The 14,968-nt window shown below is 72.4% G+C and carries 16 protein-coding genes; 6 read left to right on the top strand and 10 right to left on the bottom strand.

What is annotated here, in order from left to right; translation table 11 throughout:
• Positions 1 to 50: 50 nt before the first annotated feature.
• Positions 51 to 542 carry an Lrp/AsnC family transcriptional regulator gene (locus tag GA0115242_RS03155; protein WP_093824240.1) on the bottom strand — a complete coding sequence of 164 codons (492 nt, stop codon included), beginning with the start codon at positions 540 to 542 and terminating at the stop codon, positions 51 to 53.
• 89 nt (positions 543 to 631) lie between these two features.
• Between GA0115242_RS03155 and GA0115242_RS03150 the strand changes: the two genes are divergently transcribed.
• From GA0115242_RS03150 to GA0115242_RS03135, 4 genes are read left to right on the top strand one after another with little or no spacing between them, the layout of a single operon-like run.
• Complete coding sequence (locus GA0115242_RS03150) at positions 632 to 1,381, top strand: LytR/AlgR family response regulator transcription factor (protein ID WP_093824238.1); 750 nt, start codon at positions 632 to 634, stop codon at positions 1,379 to 1,381.
• Positions 1,381 to 1,737: a hypothetical protein gene (locus GA0115242_RS03145; RefSeq protein ID WP_093824236.1), complete on the top strand. Its 357-nt coding sequence runs from the start codon at positions 1,381 to 1,383 to the stop codon at positions 1,735 to 1,737. The genes GA0115242_RS03150 and GA0115242_RS03145 overlap by 1 nt, the downstream gene beginning before the upstream one ends.
• A complete protein-coding gene (locus GA0115242_RS03140; RefSeq protein WP_093824233.1) occupies positions 1,734 to 3,446 on the top strand; it encodes a sodium/solute symporter in 1,713 nt (570 codons plus the stop codon). Before GA0115242_RS03145 ends, GA0115242_RS03140 begins: the two co-directional genes overlap by 4 nt.
• Positions 3,443 to 4,660: a sensor histidine kinase gene (locus GA0115242_RS03135; protein WP_093824231.1), complete on the top strand. Its 1,218-nt coding sequence runs from the start codon at positions 3,443 to 3,445 to the stop codon at positions 4,658 to 4,660. Before GA0115242_RS03140 ends, GA0115242_RS03135 begins: the two co-directional genes overlap by 4 nt.
• A 3-nt stretch (positions 4,661 to 4,663) precedes the next feature.
• On the opposite strand, the gene GA0115242_RS39745 is transcribed toward GA0115242_RS03135, so the two are convergent.
• The 5 genes from GA0115242_RS39745 to GA0115242_RS03115 all read right to left on the bottom strand — a co-directional run bounded on the left by GA0115242_RS39745 (position 4,664) and on the right by GA0115242_RS03115 (position 9,139).
• On the bottom strand, positions 4,664 to 4,834 hold the full coding sequence (locus tag GA0115242_RS39745) for a hypothetical protein (RefSeq protein ID WP_107461335.1): 171 nt from the start codon (positions 4,832 to 4,834) through the stop codon (positions 4,664 to 4,666).
• Between the two features lie 59 nt (positions 4,835 to 4,893).
• Positions 4,894 to 5,844 (bottom strand): cytochrome c oxidase assembly protein, encoded by a 951-nt coding sequence (locus GA0115242_RS03130; protein ID WP_093824229.1) that lies wholly within the window; start codon positions 5,842 to 5,844, stop codon positions 4,894 to 4,896.
• A gap of 104 nt (positions 5,845 to 5,948) precedes the next feature.
• Positions 5,949 to 6,974 (bottom strand): 6-phosphofructokinase, encoded by a 1,026-nt coding sequence (locus GA0115242_RS03125; protein ID WP_093824227.1) that lies wholly within the window; start codon positions 6,972 to 6,974, stop codon positions 5,949 to 5,951.
• Positions 6,975 to 7,151: 177 nt separating this feature from the next.
• A complete protein-coding gene (locus GA0115242_RS03120) occupies positions 7,152 to 7,880 on the bottom strand; it encodes a type 1 glutamine amidotransferase (RefSeq protein ID WP_093824225.1) in 729 nt (242 codons plus the stop codon).
• A 20-nt stretch (positions 7,881 to 7,900) separates the two neighbouring features.
• Positions 7,901 to 9,139 (bottom strand): MurT ligase domain-containing protein, encoded by a 1,239-nt coding sequence (locus GA0115242_RS03115; protein WP_093824223.1) that lies wholly within the window; start codon positions 9,137 to 9,139, stop codon positions 7,901 to 7,903.
• A gap of 149 nt (positions 9,140 to 9,288) precedes the next feature.
• Here GA0115242_RS03115 and def point away from each other — a divergent pair, with 149 nt between their 5' ends.
• Positions 9,289 to 9,843 (top strand): peptide deformylase, encoded by a 555-nt coding sequence (gene def / locus GA0115242_RS03110; RefSeq protein WP_176729730.1) that lies wholly within the window; start codon positions 9,289 to 9,291, stop codon positions 9,841 to 9,843.
• Positions 9,844 to 9,920: 77 nt separating this feature from the next.
• Here the strand turns inward: def and GA0115242_RS03105 are convergent, their stop codons facing one another.
• Positions 9,921 to 10,565: a TetR family transcriptional regulator gene (locus tag GA0115242_RS03105; protein ID WP_093824221.1), complete on the bottom strand. Its 645-nt coding sequence runs from the start codon at positions 10,563 to 10,565 to the stop codon at positions 9,921 to 9,923.
• Positions 10,566 to 10,737: 172 nt separating this feature from the next.
• Between GA0115242_RS03105 and GA0115242_RS03100 the strand changes: the two genes are divergently transcribed.
• On the top strand, positions 10,738 to 11,964 hold the full coding sequence (locus GA0115242_RS03100) for an acyl-CoA dehydrogenase family protein (RefSeq protein WP_093824219.1): 1,227 nt from the start codon (positions 10,738 to 10,740) through the stop codon (positions 11,962 to 11,964).
• A gap of 51 nt (positions 11,965 to 12,015) precedes the next feature.
• On the opposite strand, the gene GA0115242_RS03095 is transcribed toward GA0115242_RS03100, so the two are convergent.
• From GA0115242_RS03095 to GA0115242_RS03085, 3 genes are read right to left on the bottom strand one after another with little or no spacing between them, the layout of a single operon-like run.
• On the bottom strand, positions 12,016 to 12,540 hold the full coding sequence (locus tag GA0115242_RS03095; RefSeq protein WP_093824217.1) for a cupin domain-containing protein: 525 nt from the start codon (positions 12,538 to 12,540) through the stop codon (positions 12,016 to 12,018).
• A 7-nt stretch (positions 12,541 to 12,547) separates the two neighbouring features.
• A complete protein-coding gene (locus GA0115242_RS03090; RefSeq protein WP_093824215.1) occupies positions 12,548 to 13,765 on the bottom strand; it encodes a cytochrome P450 in 1,218 nt (405 codons plus the stop codon).
• A 1-nt stretch (position 13,766) separates the two neighbouring features.
• Positions 13,767 to 14,873, bottom strand: a complete 1,107-nt coding sequence (locus GA0115242_RS03085; RefSeq protein ID WP_256089364.1) for a type III polyketide synthase — start codon at positions 14,871 to 14,873, stop codon at positions 13,767 to 13,769.
• Positions 14,874 to 14,968: the final 95 nt, after the last annotated feature.

Here is a 14,968-nt window from a genome sequence, read left to right as displayed (position 1 = left end):
AAGCGACAAGAGTTGCGTGTCCCCGCAGTAACGCTGCGTCTTTGCCCGCTTCAGCGCACGTCTGGTGCGGGCTGGCTGGCCCCGGCCTCGGGGCTCTCCGGCAGCAGGTGGGACAGCACCATCACACTGATCGTCTTGCGGATGAACGGCTCGGTGCGGATCCGCTCCAGCACCGCCTCGAAGTGGTCCACGTCCCGCGCCCGCACGTGCAGCAGCGCGTCCGCGCCGCCCGTCACCGTCATCGCCGCGGTGATCTCCGGATGGTTGCGCACCACCTCCGCCAGCCGCCGGGGCGGTGCCGCGCCCTCGCAGTACACCTCCACGTACGCCTCGGTGCGCCAGCCGAGCGCCTCCGGGGTCACCGTCGCCGTGAACCCGGTGATCACCCCGGTCTCCCGCAGCCGGTCCACCCGGCGCTTCACCGCCGTCGACGACAACCCGATCGCCAGGCCGATCTCGGCGAAACTGGTCCGCGCGTTCGCCATCAGCGCGGTGACGATCTTCCGGTCGAGGTCGTCGAACGGGGCGGGCCTGCTGTTCATGGGGGCACTGTATGCGCCACGGGACCGGCCGCGGACGGCCACGCCGGGCACGTGTCCAGACGTCCGGATTCCACCTAGACTCCGGGTTCATGCTGCGCGCCCTCGCCGTCGACGACGAACGCCCCTCGCTGGAGGAGCTGCTCTACCTGCTGCGCGCGGACCCGCGGATCGGCAGCGCCGAGGGCGCGGGCGACGCCACCGAGGCGCTGCGCCGCATCAACCGCGCCCTGGAGTCGGGCCCCGGCGGGTCCGAGGCCATCGACGTCGTCTTCCTCGACATCCAGATGCCCGGCCTCGACGGCCTCGACCTGGCACGCCTGCTGACCGGGTTCGCCCAGCCGCCGCTGATCGTCTTCGTCACCGCCCACGAGGACTTCGCCGTCCAGGCGTTCGACCTCAAGGCCGTCGACTACGTCCTCAAACCGGTCCGCAAGGAACGGCTCGCGGAGGCGGTCAGACGCGCGGCCGAACGCGCGGGCGCCACCCCGCGCATCCCCGTGCACGAACCCGACCCCGACCACCTTCCGGTCGAACTCGGCGGCGTGACACGGTTCGTGGCCGTCGACGACATCACCCACGTGGAGGCGCGCGGCGACTACGCGCGCCTGCACACCGAGAAGGGCAGCCACCTGGTCCGCATCCCGCTCTCCACCCTGGAGGACCGCTGGCGCTCGCGCGGCTTCGTGCGCATCCACCGGCGCCATCTCGTCGCCCTGCGCCACATCGGCGAACTCCGCCTGGACGCGGGCACGGTGAGCGTGCTGGTCGGCGGCGAGGAACTCCAGGTCAGCCGGCGCCACACGCGCGAACTGCGGGACCTGCTGATGAGGAGGCCCTAGTGCCGGACCCCGCCGAACGCCGGGTCGTCGTCACCGGGGTGCCCCGCCAGACCCGCAGGGCCTCCGCCTACTACCGGCCGCGCACCGAGATCGACGAGCAGACCGCTCTCGGCCACACCTACGTCCGCTCCCTGATGCGCAGTCAACTCCGGGCAGGACTCGTGGGGTTCGCCGTCCTCGTGCTGCTGGTCGGCCCGCTGCCCCTGCTGTTCGCCGCCATGCCCGACGCGCACCGCCTCGAATGGGGCGTCCTCGGCTTCTGCCTCTACGCCCCCCTGGTCCTGCTCGCCCTGTGGTACGTGCGGCGCGCGGAACGCAACGAACGGGACTTCGTACGCCTCGTCGAGGACCGATGAACTCCGGCTTCGCGGTGCCCGCCGTCGCCCTGGTGGTCGTCGCCACCGTCCTGGTCGGCGCCTTCGGGCTGCGCATCTCCCGCACCACCTCCGACTTCTACGTCGCCTCCCGCACCGTCGGCCCCCGCCTCAACGCCGCCGCCATCAGCGGCGAGTACCTCTCCGCCGCCTCCTTCCTCGGCATCGCGGGACTGGTCCTCGTCCAGGGCCCCGACATGCTCTGGTACCCCGTCGGCTACACCGCCGGATACCTGGTGCTGCTGCTGTTCGTCGCCGCCCCGCTGCGCCGCTCCGGCGCCTACACCCTCCCCGACTTCGCCGAGGCGCGGCTCGCCTCCCCCGCGGTCCGGCGGCTGGCGGGAGCCTTCGTCGTCGGCGTCGGCTGGCTCTACCTGCTGCCCCAGCTCCAGGGCGCCGGACTGACGCTGAGCGTCCTCACGGACGCGCCCGACTGGCTCGGCGGGGTCATCGTCGCCTGCGTCGTGGTGGCCACCGTCGCGGCCGGCGGCATGCGCAGCATCACCTTCGTGCAGGCCTTCCAGTACTGGCTGAAGCTCACCGCGCTCCTCGTCCCCGCCCTCTTCCTGGTCCTCGCCTGGCAGAGCGACGGCGCCCCGCACCGGGTCTTCGCGGAACCGGCCGCCTTCCGCGAACAGCGGGCGGTCACCGTCGGCAACGCCCTCGACCTGCGGCTCGACCGCCCGCTCACGGTCACCGTCACCGGCACCGTCGACGGCCGCGCCCACCGGGACGAGAACCTCTCCCTCCCGGCCGGCACCCACCGGATCGGCGGCGGCACCCGGCTCACCTTCGCCGCGGGCGACCCCGTCCCGCACGCCGACCGGGGCAGCGAAGGCGGCATGTCCACCTCCCTCACCGCGAGCCGCGAGGAACGCCCCCTGTACGCCACCTACGGCCTCATCCTCGCCACCTTCCTCGGCACCATGGGCCTGCCCCACGTCGTCGTGCGCTTCTACACCAGCCCGCACGGCGTGGCCGCCCGCCGCACCACCGTGGCCGTCCTCGGCCTCGTCGGCCTCTTCTACCTGCTGCCGCCCGTCTACGGGGCGCTCGGCCGGGTCTACGCCCCCGAACTGACCCTCAGCGGCTCCGCGGACGCGGCCGTCCTGCTGCTGCCCGGCCGGATGATCGGCGGCGTCGGCGGCGACCTCCTCGGGGCGCTGGTCGCGGGCGGCGCCTTCGCCGCGTTCCTGTCCACCGCCTCCGGCCTCACCATGGCCGTCGCCGGGGTCCTCACCCAGGACGTCCTGCCCACCCGCGGGGTACGCCACTTCCGGCTCGGCACCGTGCTCGCCATGGCCGTGCCGCTGGCCGCGAGCGCGCTGGTGGGCGGCCTCCCGGTGGCCGACGCGGTGGGCCTCGCCTTCGCCGTCTCCGCCTCCTCGTTCTGCCCGCTGCTGGTCCTCGGCATCTGGTGGCGGCGGCTGACCCCGCCGGGCGCCGCGGCCGGGATGCTGGTCGGCGGCGGCTCCGCGTTCGTCGCGGTCACCGCGACCATGGCGGGCCTGCCCGGCACCGGACGGCTCCACGCCCTGCTCGCCTGGCCCGCCCTCTGGTCGGTCCCGCTGGGCTTCCTCACCATGATCCTGGTCTCCCTGGCCACCCCGGGCCGCGTCCCGGCCGGCACCTCGGCCATCCTGGCCCGCTTCCACCTGCCGGAGGAGCTGTGGGCGGAGACCAAGGCATGAGCGGCTTCCTCGCCGGGCTCTGCGTCGCCGTGCTGCCGCTGCTCGCCGCCGGGTTCTGGCTCGGCCGCCGCACCGCCCGCCCGCAGAGCCTCGGCGGCCTCGGCACCCCCGTCGAGCACGCCACCTTCCAGACCCTGCACACCGCCTCCCTGGCCGCGCCGCCGCTGCGCGCCGGACTCACCGAGGAGACCGCGGGCCGCTCGGCCAGACGGCTGCGCTCCCTCCTCGGCACCGACGCCCTCTGCCTCACCGACCGCTCCACGGTCCTGGTCTGGGACGGCGTCGGCGCCCACCACCGGGCCGAGATCCTGGAGCGGCTCGCCGCGGCCCGGGAGACCGGCCGCGGCGACGCCTTCGCGCTGAGCTGCGACACCCCGGACTGCCCGGCCCGCTGGGCGGTGCTCGCCCCGCTGACCGTCGACGACCGGGTGCACGGCGCCCTGGTGGCCTGCGCCCCGCGCGAGTCCGCGGTCCTGGTGCGGGCGGCGGGCGAGGTCGCCCGCTGGGTCTCCGTACAGCTCGAACTCGCCGACCTCGACCAGTCCCGCACCCGCCTGATCGAGGCCGAGATCAGGGCGCTGCGGGCCCAGATCTCCCCGCACTTCGTCTTCAACTCGCTCGCGGTGATCGCCTCGTTCGTCCGCACCGACCCCGAGCGCGCCCGCGAACTGCTGCTGGAGTTCGCCGACTTCACCCGCTACTCGTTCCGCAGGCACGGCGACTTCACCACCCTCGCCGACGAACTGCACGCCATCGACCACTACCTCGCGCTGGTGCGGGCCCGCTTCGGCGACCGGCTCTCCGTCACCCTCCAGATCGCCCCCGAGGTGCTGCCGGTCGCCCTGCCCTTCCTCTGCCTCCAGCCGCTGGTCGAGAACGCCGTCAAGCACGGTCTCGAAGGCAGGGGCGCCTCCGCCGGGAGCAAGAGCCGCATCAGCATCACCGCCCAGGACGCCGGCGCGGAGGCCCTGGTCGTCATCGAGGACGACGGCGTCGGCATGGACCCGGCGCTGCTGCGCCGCATCCTCTCCGGCGAGGTCGGCCCGTCCGGCGGCATCGGCCTGTCCAACGTGGACGAGCGGCTGCGCCAGGTCTACGGCGACGACTACGGGCTCGTCATCGAGACCGCCGTCGGGGCGGGCATGAAGATCACCGCCCGGCTGCCGAAGTACCAGCCGGGCGTCCACACCGCGGGACGGGTGACCAAGGAGTGAGCGTCAGCCCTCGCGCAGCGCGACCATGCCGAGCGTGAGCAGGCCCAGCACGACCCAGCCGAACCAGAGCCAGCCGTTGCTGCCGAGGGCCACCGTGTACGCCGTCACCGCGACCAGACCGCCGACGGTGAAGACGCCCATGGCCTTGGTGGAACTGTCCGTGGAACGGGCCATCGCGACACCCTCCTGAAGGAATCGTCCTCCTCCATGGTGCCCCGATCCGGCGCGGTCCGTCAGCGGCCCTGCGTGTTGAGCGACGCGAGATAGGCGTTGTAGGCCTGAAGCTCCTGGTCACCGTCGCGGTCGGCGGCCCGGTCGGAGCGCCTGGCCTGCCGCTGGTCGGAGCGGTACCACTGGAACAGCAGGGCGATCAGCACCAGCACGGACGGGATCTCGCTGAAGGCCCAGGCGATGCCGCCCGCCGCGGTCTGGTCGCCCAGCGGGTCGACCCCGAGCGAGGCGGGCGGGTGCAGGAACGTGCTGACCATCGGCGTCGACGCCATCATCAGCGCGATGCCGAAGAACGCGTGGAACGGCATCCCCGCGAACAGCTCCAGCATCCGCATCAGGTACCCGGGCCGGTGCGGGCCGGGGTCCACACCGATGATCGGCCAGAAGAACACCACGCCGACGGCGAGGAAGTGCACCATCATCGCGATGTGCCCGGTCCGCGACCCCATCAGGAAGTCGAACAACGGCGTGAAGTAGAGCCCGTAGAGGCTCGCGATGAAGAGCGGGATGGTGAACGCCGGGTGCGTGACGATCCGCAGGTAGCGGCTGTGCAGCAGCATCAGCAGCACCTCGCGCGGCCCCTTGCGGCCCCGGCCCGCGGTCGGCAGCGCCCGCAGCGCGAGGGTGGCGGGGGCGCCCAGCAGGATCAGGATCGGCGACAGCATGCTGATGACCATGTGCTGCACCATGTGCACGCTGAACATGACCATGCCGTAGTCGTTGAGCCGGGTGCACATCATCAGGACGACGGTCAGCACGCCGACGACGTACGAGACGGTCCGGCCGACCGGCCACGCGTCCCCGCGCCGCCGCAGCCGCGCCACGCCCCACCCGTACAGGCCGAGCCCCAGCAGACAGGCGACGAGGAAGAACGGGTCGGCCGACCACTCCAGACCCCGCCCCAGCGTGAACGGCGGCAGATCCATCGTCATGCCGTGCCCGCTGTGATCCATCCGAGGGCTCCTGTTTCATGGGGCTTGTGCGTTCTGTCCGCACTAGGGTATGGCGCCCCACGACCACGCCTGCGACCGGGGTCGGCCGCAGGCGTCCGGCGTGCCTACAGCACGCACTCCGCTTCCTCGTACCGCGCCGCGGGCACCGTCTTCAGCGTCTCGACCGCCTCGGCCAGCGGCACCATCTCGATCTCCGTGCCGCGCAGCGCCGTCATCGCGCCGAACTCCCCGCGGTGCACCGCCTCCACCGCGTGCCAGCCGAACCGGGTGGCGAGCACCCTGTCGTACGCCGTCGGCGTACCGCCGCGCTGCACGTGCCCGAGGATCACCGGACGCGCCTCCTTGCCGAGCCGCGCCTCCAGCTCCAGCGAGAGCTGCCGGGCGATCCCGGCGAACCGCTCGTGCCCGTAGACGTCCTTGACGCCCTCGTCGAAGTCCATGCTCCCGGCCCGCGGCTTCGCGCCCTCGGCCGCGACGACGATCGCGAACCGCTTGCCCGCCTCGAACCGCTCGCCGACCTTGCGGGCCAGCTCCTCGATGTCGAAGGGGCGCTCGGGGACGACGATCGCGTGCGCGCCCGCCGCCATCCCGGAGTGCAGCGCTATCCAGCCGGTGTGCCGCCCCATCACCTCGACGACCAGCACCCGCTGGTGGGACTCGGCGGTGGTCTTCAGCCGGTCCAGCGCCTCGGTCGCGACCCCGACCGCGGTGTCGAAGCCGAAGGTCACGTCCGTGACAGCGATGTCGTTGTCGATGGTCTTCGGCACGCCCACGATCGGCAGCCCGCCGTCCGACATCAGCCGGGCCGCCTTCAGGGTGCCCTCGCCGCCGATCGGGATGATCGCGTCGAGACCCAGCTCCTCGACGTGCCCCCTGGCCCGCTCCACGCCGTCCCGCAGGTGCGAGGGCTGGACCCGGGAGGAGCCGAGGATGGTGCCGCCGCGGGCGAGGATGCCGCTCACGGCGTCGAGGTCGAGCTTGAGGTAGTCGCACTCCAGGAGACCGCGCCAGCCGTCCCTGAACCCGATGACCTCGTCGCCGTGGTCCACGACGGCGCGGTGCACGACGGAGCGGATGACGGCGTTCAGGCCGGGGCAGTCGCCGCCGGACGTGAGGACACCAATGCGCATTGCCCGAAATACCTTCCCGACGTGGGACCGGGGTACCGGACGTTCCGTCGCGGTCGTCCGGCTGGATCGCGGCCACCCTACCGGCGTGAGGGGGGTCCGCCCCACCAGGCGTCCGCCTGCTGGACGAGCCCGCACATGTGAGCGGACACGTCGTCAGGCGGGCCCCCGGGCCCCGTGCTAGGCGGGCTGCTGGGCGGAGGCGATGCGCTCGTTGCGCAGCGCCTCGTACCAGCGGTCGTCGGTCGGCGGCAGCGCGTTGACGTCCAGCGCCAGCTTCAGCAGCAGGTCCGCGATGAGCGGGTTGCGCGCCAGCACCGGACCGTGCATGTACGTGCCGAAGACGGTGTCGTTGTACGCGCCCTCGGTGCCGTCCCCGGTGCCGTTGCCCTTGCCCAGGCGGACCTGGGCGAGCGGGCGGGCGGTGGGGCCGAGGTGGGTGACGCCCTGGTGGTTCTCGAAGCCGGTCAGCGGGGGCAGCCCGAGGCGCGGGTCGATGTCCCCGAGGACGTCGCCGACGCACCGCGCGCCCTCGCCGCGCACCGAGACCACGTCGAGCAGGCCGAGGCCCGGCTCGCGCTGGCCGAGGTCGTTGATGAACTCGTGGCCGAGGATCTGGTACCCGGCGCAGACCGAGAAGACGATCGCGCCGTTCTCCACGGCCCGGTGCAGACCGCCGTCCCGGCGCAGCCGCTCGGCCGCGAGGCGCTGCGGCCGGTCCTCGCCCCCGCCGATCAGGTAGATGTCGCCCGAAGTGGGGATCGGCTGGTCGCTGCGCACGTCGACGCGGGCCACGTCGAGACCGCGCTGCCTGGCCCGGCGCTCCACGACCAGCGCGTTGCCCTGGTCGCCGTAGGTGCTGAGCAGGTCCGGGTAGATCCAGACGATCCGCAGGCTGTTGTCGCTCATGGGGTGGACGTCCTTCGTGGTCAGTTGCCGACGCGGCGGCGCAGGTCCTGGAACGCGGTGTAGTTGGCGATGACCTCGATCCGGCCCGGCGGGCACATCTGGACCGCCTGGTCGACGTCGTCGCAGACCTGGAAGTGCTGGTTGGCCACTTCGAGCCGGACCGCGAGGTCCAGCTTGCGGTCGCCGATGACGCAGATCGGGTGACCGGTCAGCCGCGTGTAGTCGACGTCCCAGAGCCAGGAGGTGTCGGTGCCGTCGGCGCCGCGCGCGTTCACCGAGAGGATCACCGGGGTGGGCGGCGGGTCGATCAGGCTGAACGTCTCCAGCCAGCCGGCCGGGTTCTTCGCGAGCAGCAGCCGCAGGTCGCGGTCCTTGAACTGGACGACGTCGTAGCGTCCGGCCACCGCCTGCACCTGGTACATCCGCTCCAGGGCGACCTGCGGCGGCACCCCGAACACCGCGGCGACGGCGGCCGAGGAGGTGGCGTTCGCCTTGTTGGCGCGGCCGGGCAGCTGGAGGTGGATCGGCCAGGCCGAGCCGTGCGGGTCCAGGACGTGGTCGCCGGAGAGCGACCAGCTCGGGGTGGGCCTGCGGAAGCCGCACTCGCCGCAGAACCAGTCGTCGCCCGGTCGCTGCATGACACCGCCGCAGGACGGGCACGACCAGGCGTCGTCCTTCCACATCTGCCCGGCCGCGACCCAGATCACGTTGGGGGAGGAGGACGCCGCCCACACCACCAGCGGGTCGTCGGCGTTCGCCACGACGACGGCCTTCGAACCGGCCAGCCCCTCACGCCAGTTCTCGGCGAGCATCCGGGTCTCGGCGGCGCGGTCGAGCTGGTCGCGGGAGAGGTTGAGCAGCGCGATGCACTTGGGGTCGGTGTCCCGGGCGACACCGGCGAGGTACTTCTCGTCGACCTCGATGACGCCGTAGCGGGCGTCCGAGTTCCCGGCGAGCGCCGAGGTGATCCCGGCCGGCATGTTCGCGCCGAGCGCGTTGGAGACGACCGGGCCCGCCGCGCGCAGCGCCTCGGCGATCAGCCGGGTGGTGGTGGTCTTGCCGTTGGTCGCCGAGACGAGCACGACGTCCAGGCTCTGCGCGAGCCGTGCCAGGAGATCGGGGTCGAGCCGGAGGGCCACCTTGCCACCGATCACCGAACCGCTGCCGCGCCCCGCGGCGCGTGACGCCGCCGCGACCGCCTTGCCCGCGGTCACGGCCAGCTTGGCCCGCGGCGTGAGCGGGTCCGAGTTGCCTGACATCAGTCCTCGATCCTCCTTGCGTACGCGCCGCGCCTCTGCCTGACGGCAACGTGGTGTGGACATCAGCCTATCGAGATCTGTTCATACTCCAGAATCCCGGCCCAGGCTGCGCGGCAGGTGTGGGTCGAGAGGACCGTACCCTTGCCGGTATGCGACACGGTCCCATCCCGGGCGCCCACGGGCGCGTCCGGCCCCTCACCCTGCTCGGAGACCCCCTCCTGCGCACCCCCTGCGCGGAGGTCACCGACTTCGGTCCCGAACTCGGAAGGCTCGTGGAGGACTTGTTCGCCACGATGTACGCGGCCCGCGGGGTGGGCCTGGCCGCGAACCAGATCGGCGAGTCCGTGCGGGTCTTCGTCTTCGACTGCCCGGACGACGAGGACGTGCGCCATCTCGGTCATGTGGTGAATCCCCGCCTGGTGACGGCCGACGGAGTGGTGGTGCGCGGCCCCGAGGGGTGTCTGTCGCTGCCGGGTCTCGAGGCGGGCACCGAGCGCCACGACCACGCGGTGGTCGAGGGGTTCACCGCGGCGGGGGAGCCGGTCGTGGTCCACGGCACGGGGTTCTTCGCGCGGTGTCTCCAGCACGAGTGCGACCACCTGGCCGGTGGCGTGTACGCGGACGGGCTCACCGGCTGGCGCCGGATGCGGCACGCCCGCCAGGTGGCGCGGGCGCCGTGGAACCGGGGGAGGGCGGGCGGCTGAGGGCCGGTCCCGTCGTGCCCCGCGGCGGGCGGGCGGCCCTCGGCCGCCCGGTGTCCGGCCCGTCCGGAGGCCCCCGGTCAGAAACCCGGGCCGCCGACCCGGTCCCCGGCGGCGGCCAGCCGCCCCCACAGCAGGTCCGCCAGGCTGCGCACCAACTCGGCGCGGGAGCAGGGCCGTTCGCCGAGCCACCAGTCGCCCGCCGCGTGCATCATCCCGACGATGCCGTGCCCCCACACCCGGGCCAGCTGCTGGCTGCCGGGCCCGAGGTCGAGCCGCTCCTCGATGACCTGGGCCAGCTCCTCGCCCATCCGGCGCAGCAGCGGGACGCTGTGCTGGCCGACGTCGAAGCCCTGGTCGGAGCTCTGGGTGCCCTCGGCCGGGTGCATGAGGAACCGGTAGACCTGGGGCCTGGCCTCGATGGCGGCGAGGTAGGTGTCCAGGGTGGCCTCGACCCGCTCGCGCCGGTCGGCTGGGGCGTCGAGGGCGGCCCGCAGCGAGGCGAGGAGGGCGTCGGTGTGCCGCTGGGCGAGGGCGGCGTAGAGTCCGCTCTTGTCGCCGAAGTGGCGGTACAGGATCGGCTTGGTGATGCCGGCCTCCGCCGCGATGGCGTTCATGGAGGCCTGCGGTCCGTCCCGGAGCACCACTCTGTCGGCGGCCTCCAGCAGCTCGCGCCGACGGCGGTCGGCGGACCTCTGCTGGTCGGTCCGCTGTGTGGTGTCCATGATCTCTCCCCACCCGTGCTTGTTCGGTGACGCTTGCGCAAACTAGCACTCAACGCCCCGTCCGCATCGAACGGGCTGCCGAGGCGTCATCGGGAGTTGACTTTTCCTACCCGTGGGTAACAGACTCGGGTTACCGCTAGTAACATGTACGTGCGCCGCCGCTGGAGGGGACATGGCCGAGTTCACCATGGAGCTCAACGACGAACAGAAGGAGGTCAGGGACTGGCTGCACGGCTTCGCCGCCGACGTCATCCGCCCCGCGGCCGCCGAATGGGACGAGCGTGAGGAGACCCCCTGGCCGGTCATCCAGGAGGCCGCCAAGGTCGGCATCTACTCCCTCGACTTCTACGCCCAGCAGTACTTCGACCCCACCGGCCTCGGCATACCCATGGCCATGGAGGAGCTGTTCTGGGGCGACGCGGGCATCGCCCTGTCGATCGTCGGCACCGGCCTCGCCGCCGTCGGCGTCCTCGCCAACGGCACCGAGGAGCAGATCGGCACCTGGATCCCGCAGATGTACGGCGACCAGAACGACGTGAAGGTCGCCGCGTTCTGCTCCTCCGAGCCCGACGCCGGATCCGACGTCGCCTCGCTGCGCACCCGCGCCGTCTACGACGAGGCCAAGGACGAGTGGGTGCTCAACGGCACCAAGACCTGGGCCACCAACGGCGGCATCGCCAACGTCCACGTCGTCGTGGCCGTCGTCGACCCCGGACTCGGCTCCAAGGGCCACGCCTCCTTCATCGTGCCGCCCGGCACCCCCGGCCTGTCGCAGGGGCAGAAGTTCAAGAAGCACGGCATCCGGGCCTCGCACACCGCCGAGGTCGTCCTGGAGGACGTGCGCGTCCCCGGCTCCTGCCTGCTCGGCGGCAAGGAGAAGCTCGACGAGCGGCTCGCCCGCGCCAGGGAGCGCGCCAAGACCGGCGGCGAGCGCGTGAAGAACGCGGCGATGGCCACCTTCGAGGCGTCCCGCCCGGCCGTCGGCGCGATGGCCGTCGGCACCGCCCGCGCCGCCTACGAGGTCGCCCTCGACTACGCGAAGACCCGCGAGCAGTTCGGCCGCCCGATCATCGACAACCAGGGCGTCGCCTTCCAGCTCGCCGACATGCGCACCTCCGTCGACGCGGCCCGGCTGCTGGTGTGGCGGGCCTCCTGGATGGCGGTCAACGGCAAGCCGTTCACGGCGGCCGAGGGATCGATGTCCAAGCTGTTCGCCAGCGAGACCGCGAAGAAGGTCACCGGGCAGGCGATCCAGATCCTCGGCGGCAACGGCTACACCCGCGAGTACCCGGTCGAGCGGATGCACCGGGACGCGGCGATCTACACCATCTTCGAGGGCACCAGCGAGATCCAGCGCCTGGTCATCGCGCGGACGCTGGCCGGGATGAACATCAGGTAGCCGCGGAGGCGTCCCGCCGGGCCAGGCCCGCGCGGGACGCCCGCGCCCCCTTCAGGGCGCGTGCCGCAGCGGCGTCAGCTGCTCGATGTCGTAGCGCGCCCGCAGCGCCTCGATCGCCTCGTGGTCCGGCGGGCCCCCGGAGCGCAGGATCTCCAGCAGCTCCTCGAAGTAGCGCTCGTGGTCCGGCGGCGGCGACGCCTGGAAGAACATCTTCGCCGGGGTGTCCGTCGGATTGGCGAACGCGTGCGGACAGCCCGGCGGGACGACGATGACCGTGCCCGGCGTCGCCCGCACCACTCGGCTGCCCGAACCCGACTCCCAGCGCTGCCAGTTGTCCGGGGTGCGCACCAGCGGCTCGAAGGCGAGCACGTCCAGCTCGCCTTCCAGCACGTAGAACAACTCCTCGCTGCGGGCGTGCACATGGGCGCCCACGTCGAACCCCGGCGGGACCTCCACCTCGAAGGCGGACGCCGTCCTGGAGTGCGCGCCGGTCACCTTGAACGTCACCCGCTGGGCCGGGGTCTGGACCACCCTGCCGTGGCCCGGCGGCACCAGCAGCCCCTCGGTCGCGGTCACCGGCGGCTCACCACGTCACCGGCAGGGCCTCGGGTCCGCGGATCAACGCGCCCTTGCGGAACGGCACTTCGTGCGCGGGCACGGCCAGCCGCAGCCCCGGGACGCGGTCCAGGAGCACGTCGACCAGCAGCTCCGACTCCAGCCGGGCGAGCATGCCGCCGGGGCAGTAGTGCGGGCCGAAGCCGAACGCCACGTGCGGGTTGGGATCGCGCGCGAAGTCGATCGTCTCCGGGTCGGCGAAGACCTCCGGGTCCCGGTTGGCGGCCAGGTAGGACACGTAGATCGGGTCGCCCTCGCGGATCGTGACGCCCCTGATCTCCACGTCCTCCAGGGCGATGCGGGAGAGCCCGACCGCGTTGCGGTGCGGGACGAACCGCAGCAGCTCGTCGATCGCCCGGGGCCTGATCCCCGGTTCGGCGCGCAGCCGTTCGACCAGGTCGGGCCGGGTGAGCAGCAGGTAGAACATCTGGCCGCTGTTGTTGGTGACCGCCTCGCCGCCGATCTGGAGCAGCACGGCGAGTCCCACGGCCTCCTCCAGCGTCACCTCCTCCCGCCCGACGGCCGCGCCCAGCAGCGACGTCACGTCCTCGCCCGTGGCGCCCTCGCGCAGACCGATCAGGTCGGCGAAGAACGCGCCCATCTCGTGCTTGGCCCGCTCGCTGACGTCGGCGCCGTGCGAGGAGGACAGGATCAGCTGGGTCCACACGTGCATCGCGTGCCGGTCGGCGGCCGGGACCCCCATCAGCTCGCAGATCACCGCGATCGGGAACGGGCTGAGGACGGCCGCGGTCAGGTCGGCGGGCGGGCCGTCCTGGAGGAGTTCGTCGACCAGCTCGTCCAGCAGGGCGCGGGACCGCTCCCTGATCCGCTCCACGCCGCGTGCCGTGAACGCGGCGGCGACCGTGCGGCGCAGCCGGGTGTGGTCGGGCGGGTCGAGGAAGCCGACCGCGCCCCGCTGCGGGATGAAGTGCGGGGCGAGCCGGGTGACCGGCCGGTCCATGACGGCCTCGCGGCTGAAGCGCGGGTCGTTGGCGACCGTCCGGACGTCGTCGTGGCGGGTGACCAGCCAGGCCCAGCCCTCGCCGTTGGGCAACTGGACGCGGGTGACGGGCCCTTCGCTCATCAGCTCGGTGAGGACCGGGTCGAAGTCGACGCCGGTCAGGTCGAGGGCGGGCCACTGCCTGACCGGGGGCAGGGTGGTGTCGGTGATCGTCTCTTCGCTCATGTCACGCCGTCTCGTCCGTGCGCCAGCGGCCCAGGGCCATCTCCGCGGTGATTCCGGGGCCGAACCCGGCGAGCAGCCCGCGCGCCCGGTGCTGGGCGCCGCCCTCGTCGAACAGCCTGCGCAGCGCGTCCAGGACGACGGCGCTGGCGATGTTGCCGTACTCGGTGAGCGTGGCCCGGCTGAAGCGGAAGGCGTGCGGGTCGACCTGGAGGAACTTGCTGAGGTCGTCGAGGATGCGGGGCCCGCCCGCGTGGACTATGTAGAAGTCCAGGTCGGCGGCGTCCCAGCCGTGCAGCGACGCGAGGTCCTGGAGGGCGGGGGCGAGCGGTTCCATGGTCGCGGGCACCCGCTTGTCCAGCAGGAAGTGGAAGCCGGTGGCCCGCACGTCGTACGCGATCCACTCCTCGGTCTTGGGGATCAGGTAGGAGCCGTTGCGCTCCAGGTCGATGCCCTCGCCGCCGCGCCCGCGCACCACGGCCGCCGCGACGCCGTCGCCGAAGAGGCCGTTGGAGAGCAGCGAGCCGATGCTGAGGTCGGTGGGCTGGTAGCAGAGCGAGCAGAACTCGCAGGCCACGATCAGCGCGTTCGCCTCCGGGTAGGCCGTGCAGAAGTCGTGCGCCCGGTTGATCGCCGCGCCGCCGGCCGCGCAGCCGAGCTGGGCGATGGGCAGTTGCCTGGTGGTGCTGTCGAAGTCCATCTCGTTGATCAGCCAGGCCGTGAGCGAGGGCATCATGAAGCCCGTGCACGAGACGTAGATGATCACGTCGATGTCGCCGGTGAGCAGCTCGGCGTCGTCGAGCGCCCGCTGGATGACGGCCGGCACCCTGGCCTTCGCCTCGGCCTGGTAGAGCTTGTTGCGCTCCTCGAACCCCGGGTGCCGCAGGGTCTCCTCGATCGGCTGCACGATGTGCCGGGTGCGCACTCCGGTGTTCTCGATCAGCCGGAGCGCCAGCGGCAGCTGGGGATGGTCGGCGTGCCGGGAGCGTGCCAGCTCCAGCGTCTGTTCCATCGTGATCACGTGCTCTGGGACGGACACCGAGGGTCTGCACAAAGTCGCCATGAACCGTGCCTGCTTTCGCCTTCCGGAAGGCTTGTGCCCGCCGGTCAGAAGGTGGCTCACCTCAGAAGGTGGTGGTCCCACGATCACCCGGCGGGGCGGCGATCTCGCGCCGGACTACTCCGTCTCGGGGACGCCGCGCCGGA

This window comes from Streptomyces sp. SolWspMP-5a-2 (assembly GCF_900091845.1).
In the GTDB taxonomy this organism is placed as follows: domain Bacteria; phylum Actinomycetota; class Actinomycetes; order Streptomycetales; family Streptomycetaceae; genus Streptomyces; species Streptomyces doudnae.
Note: the sequence above shows the minus strand (reverse complement) of the source record. Positions and strands in the feature narration are given on the sequence as shown.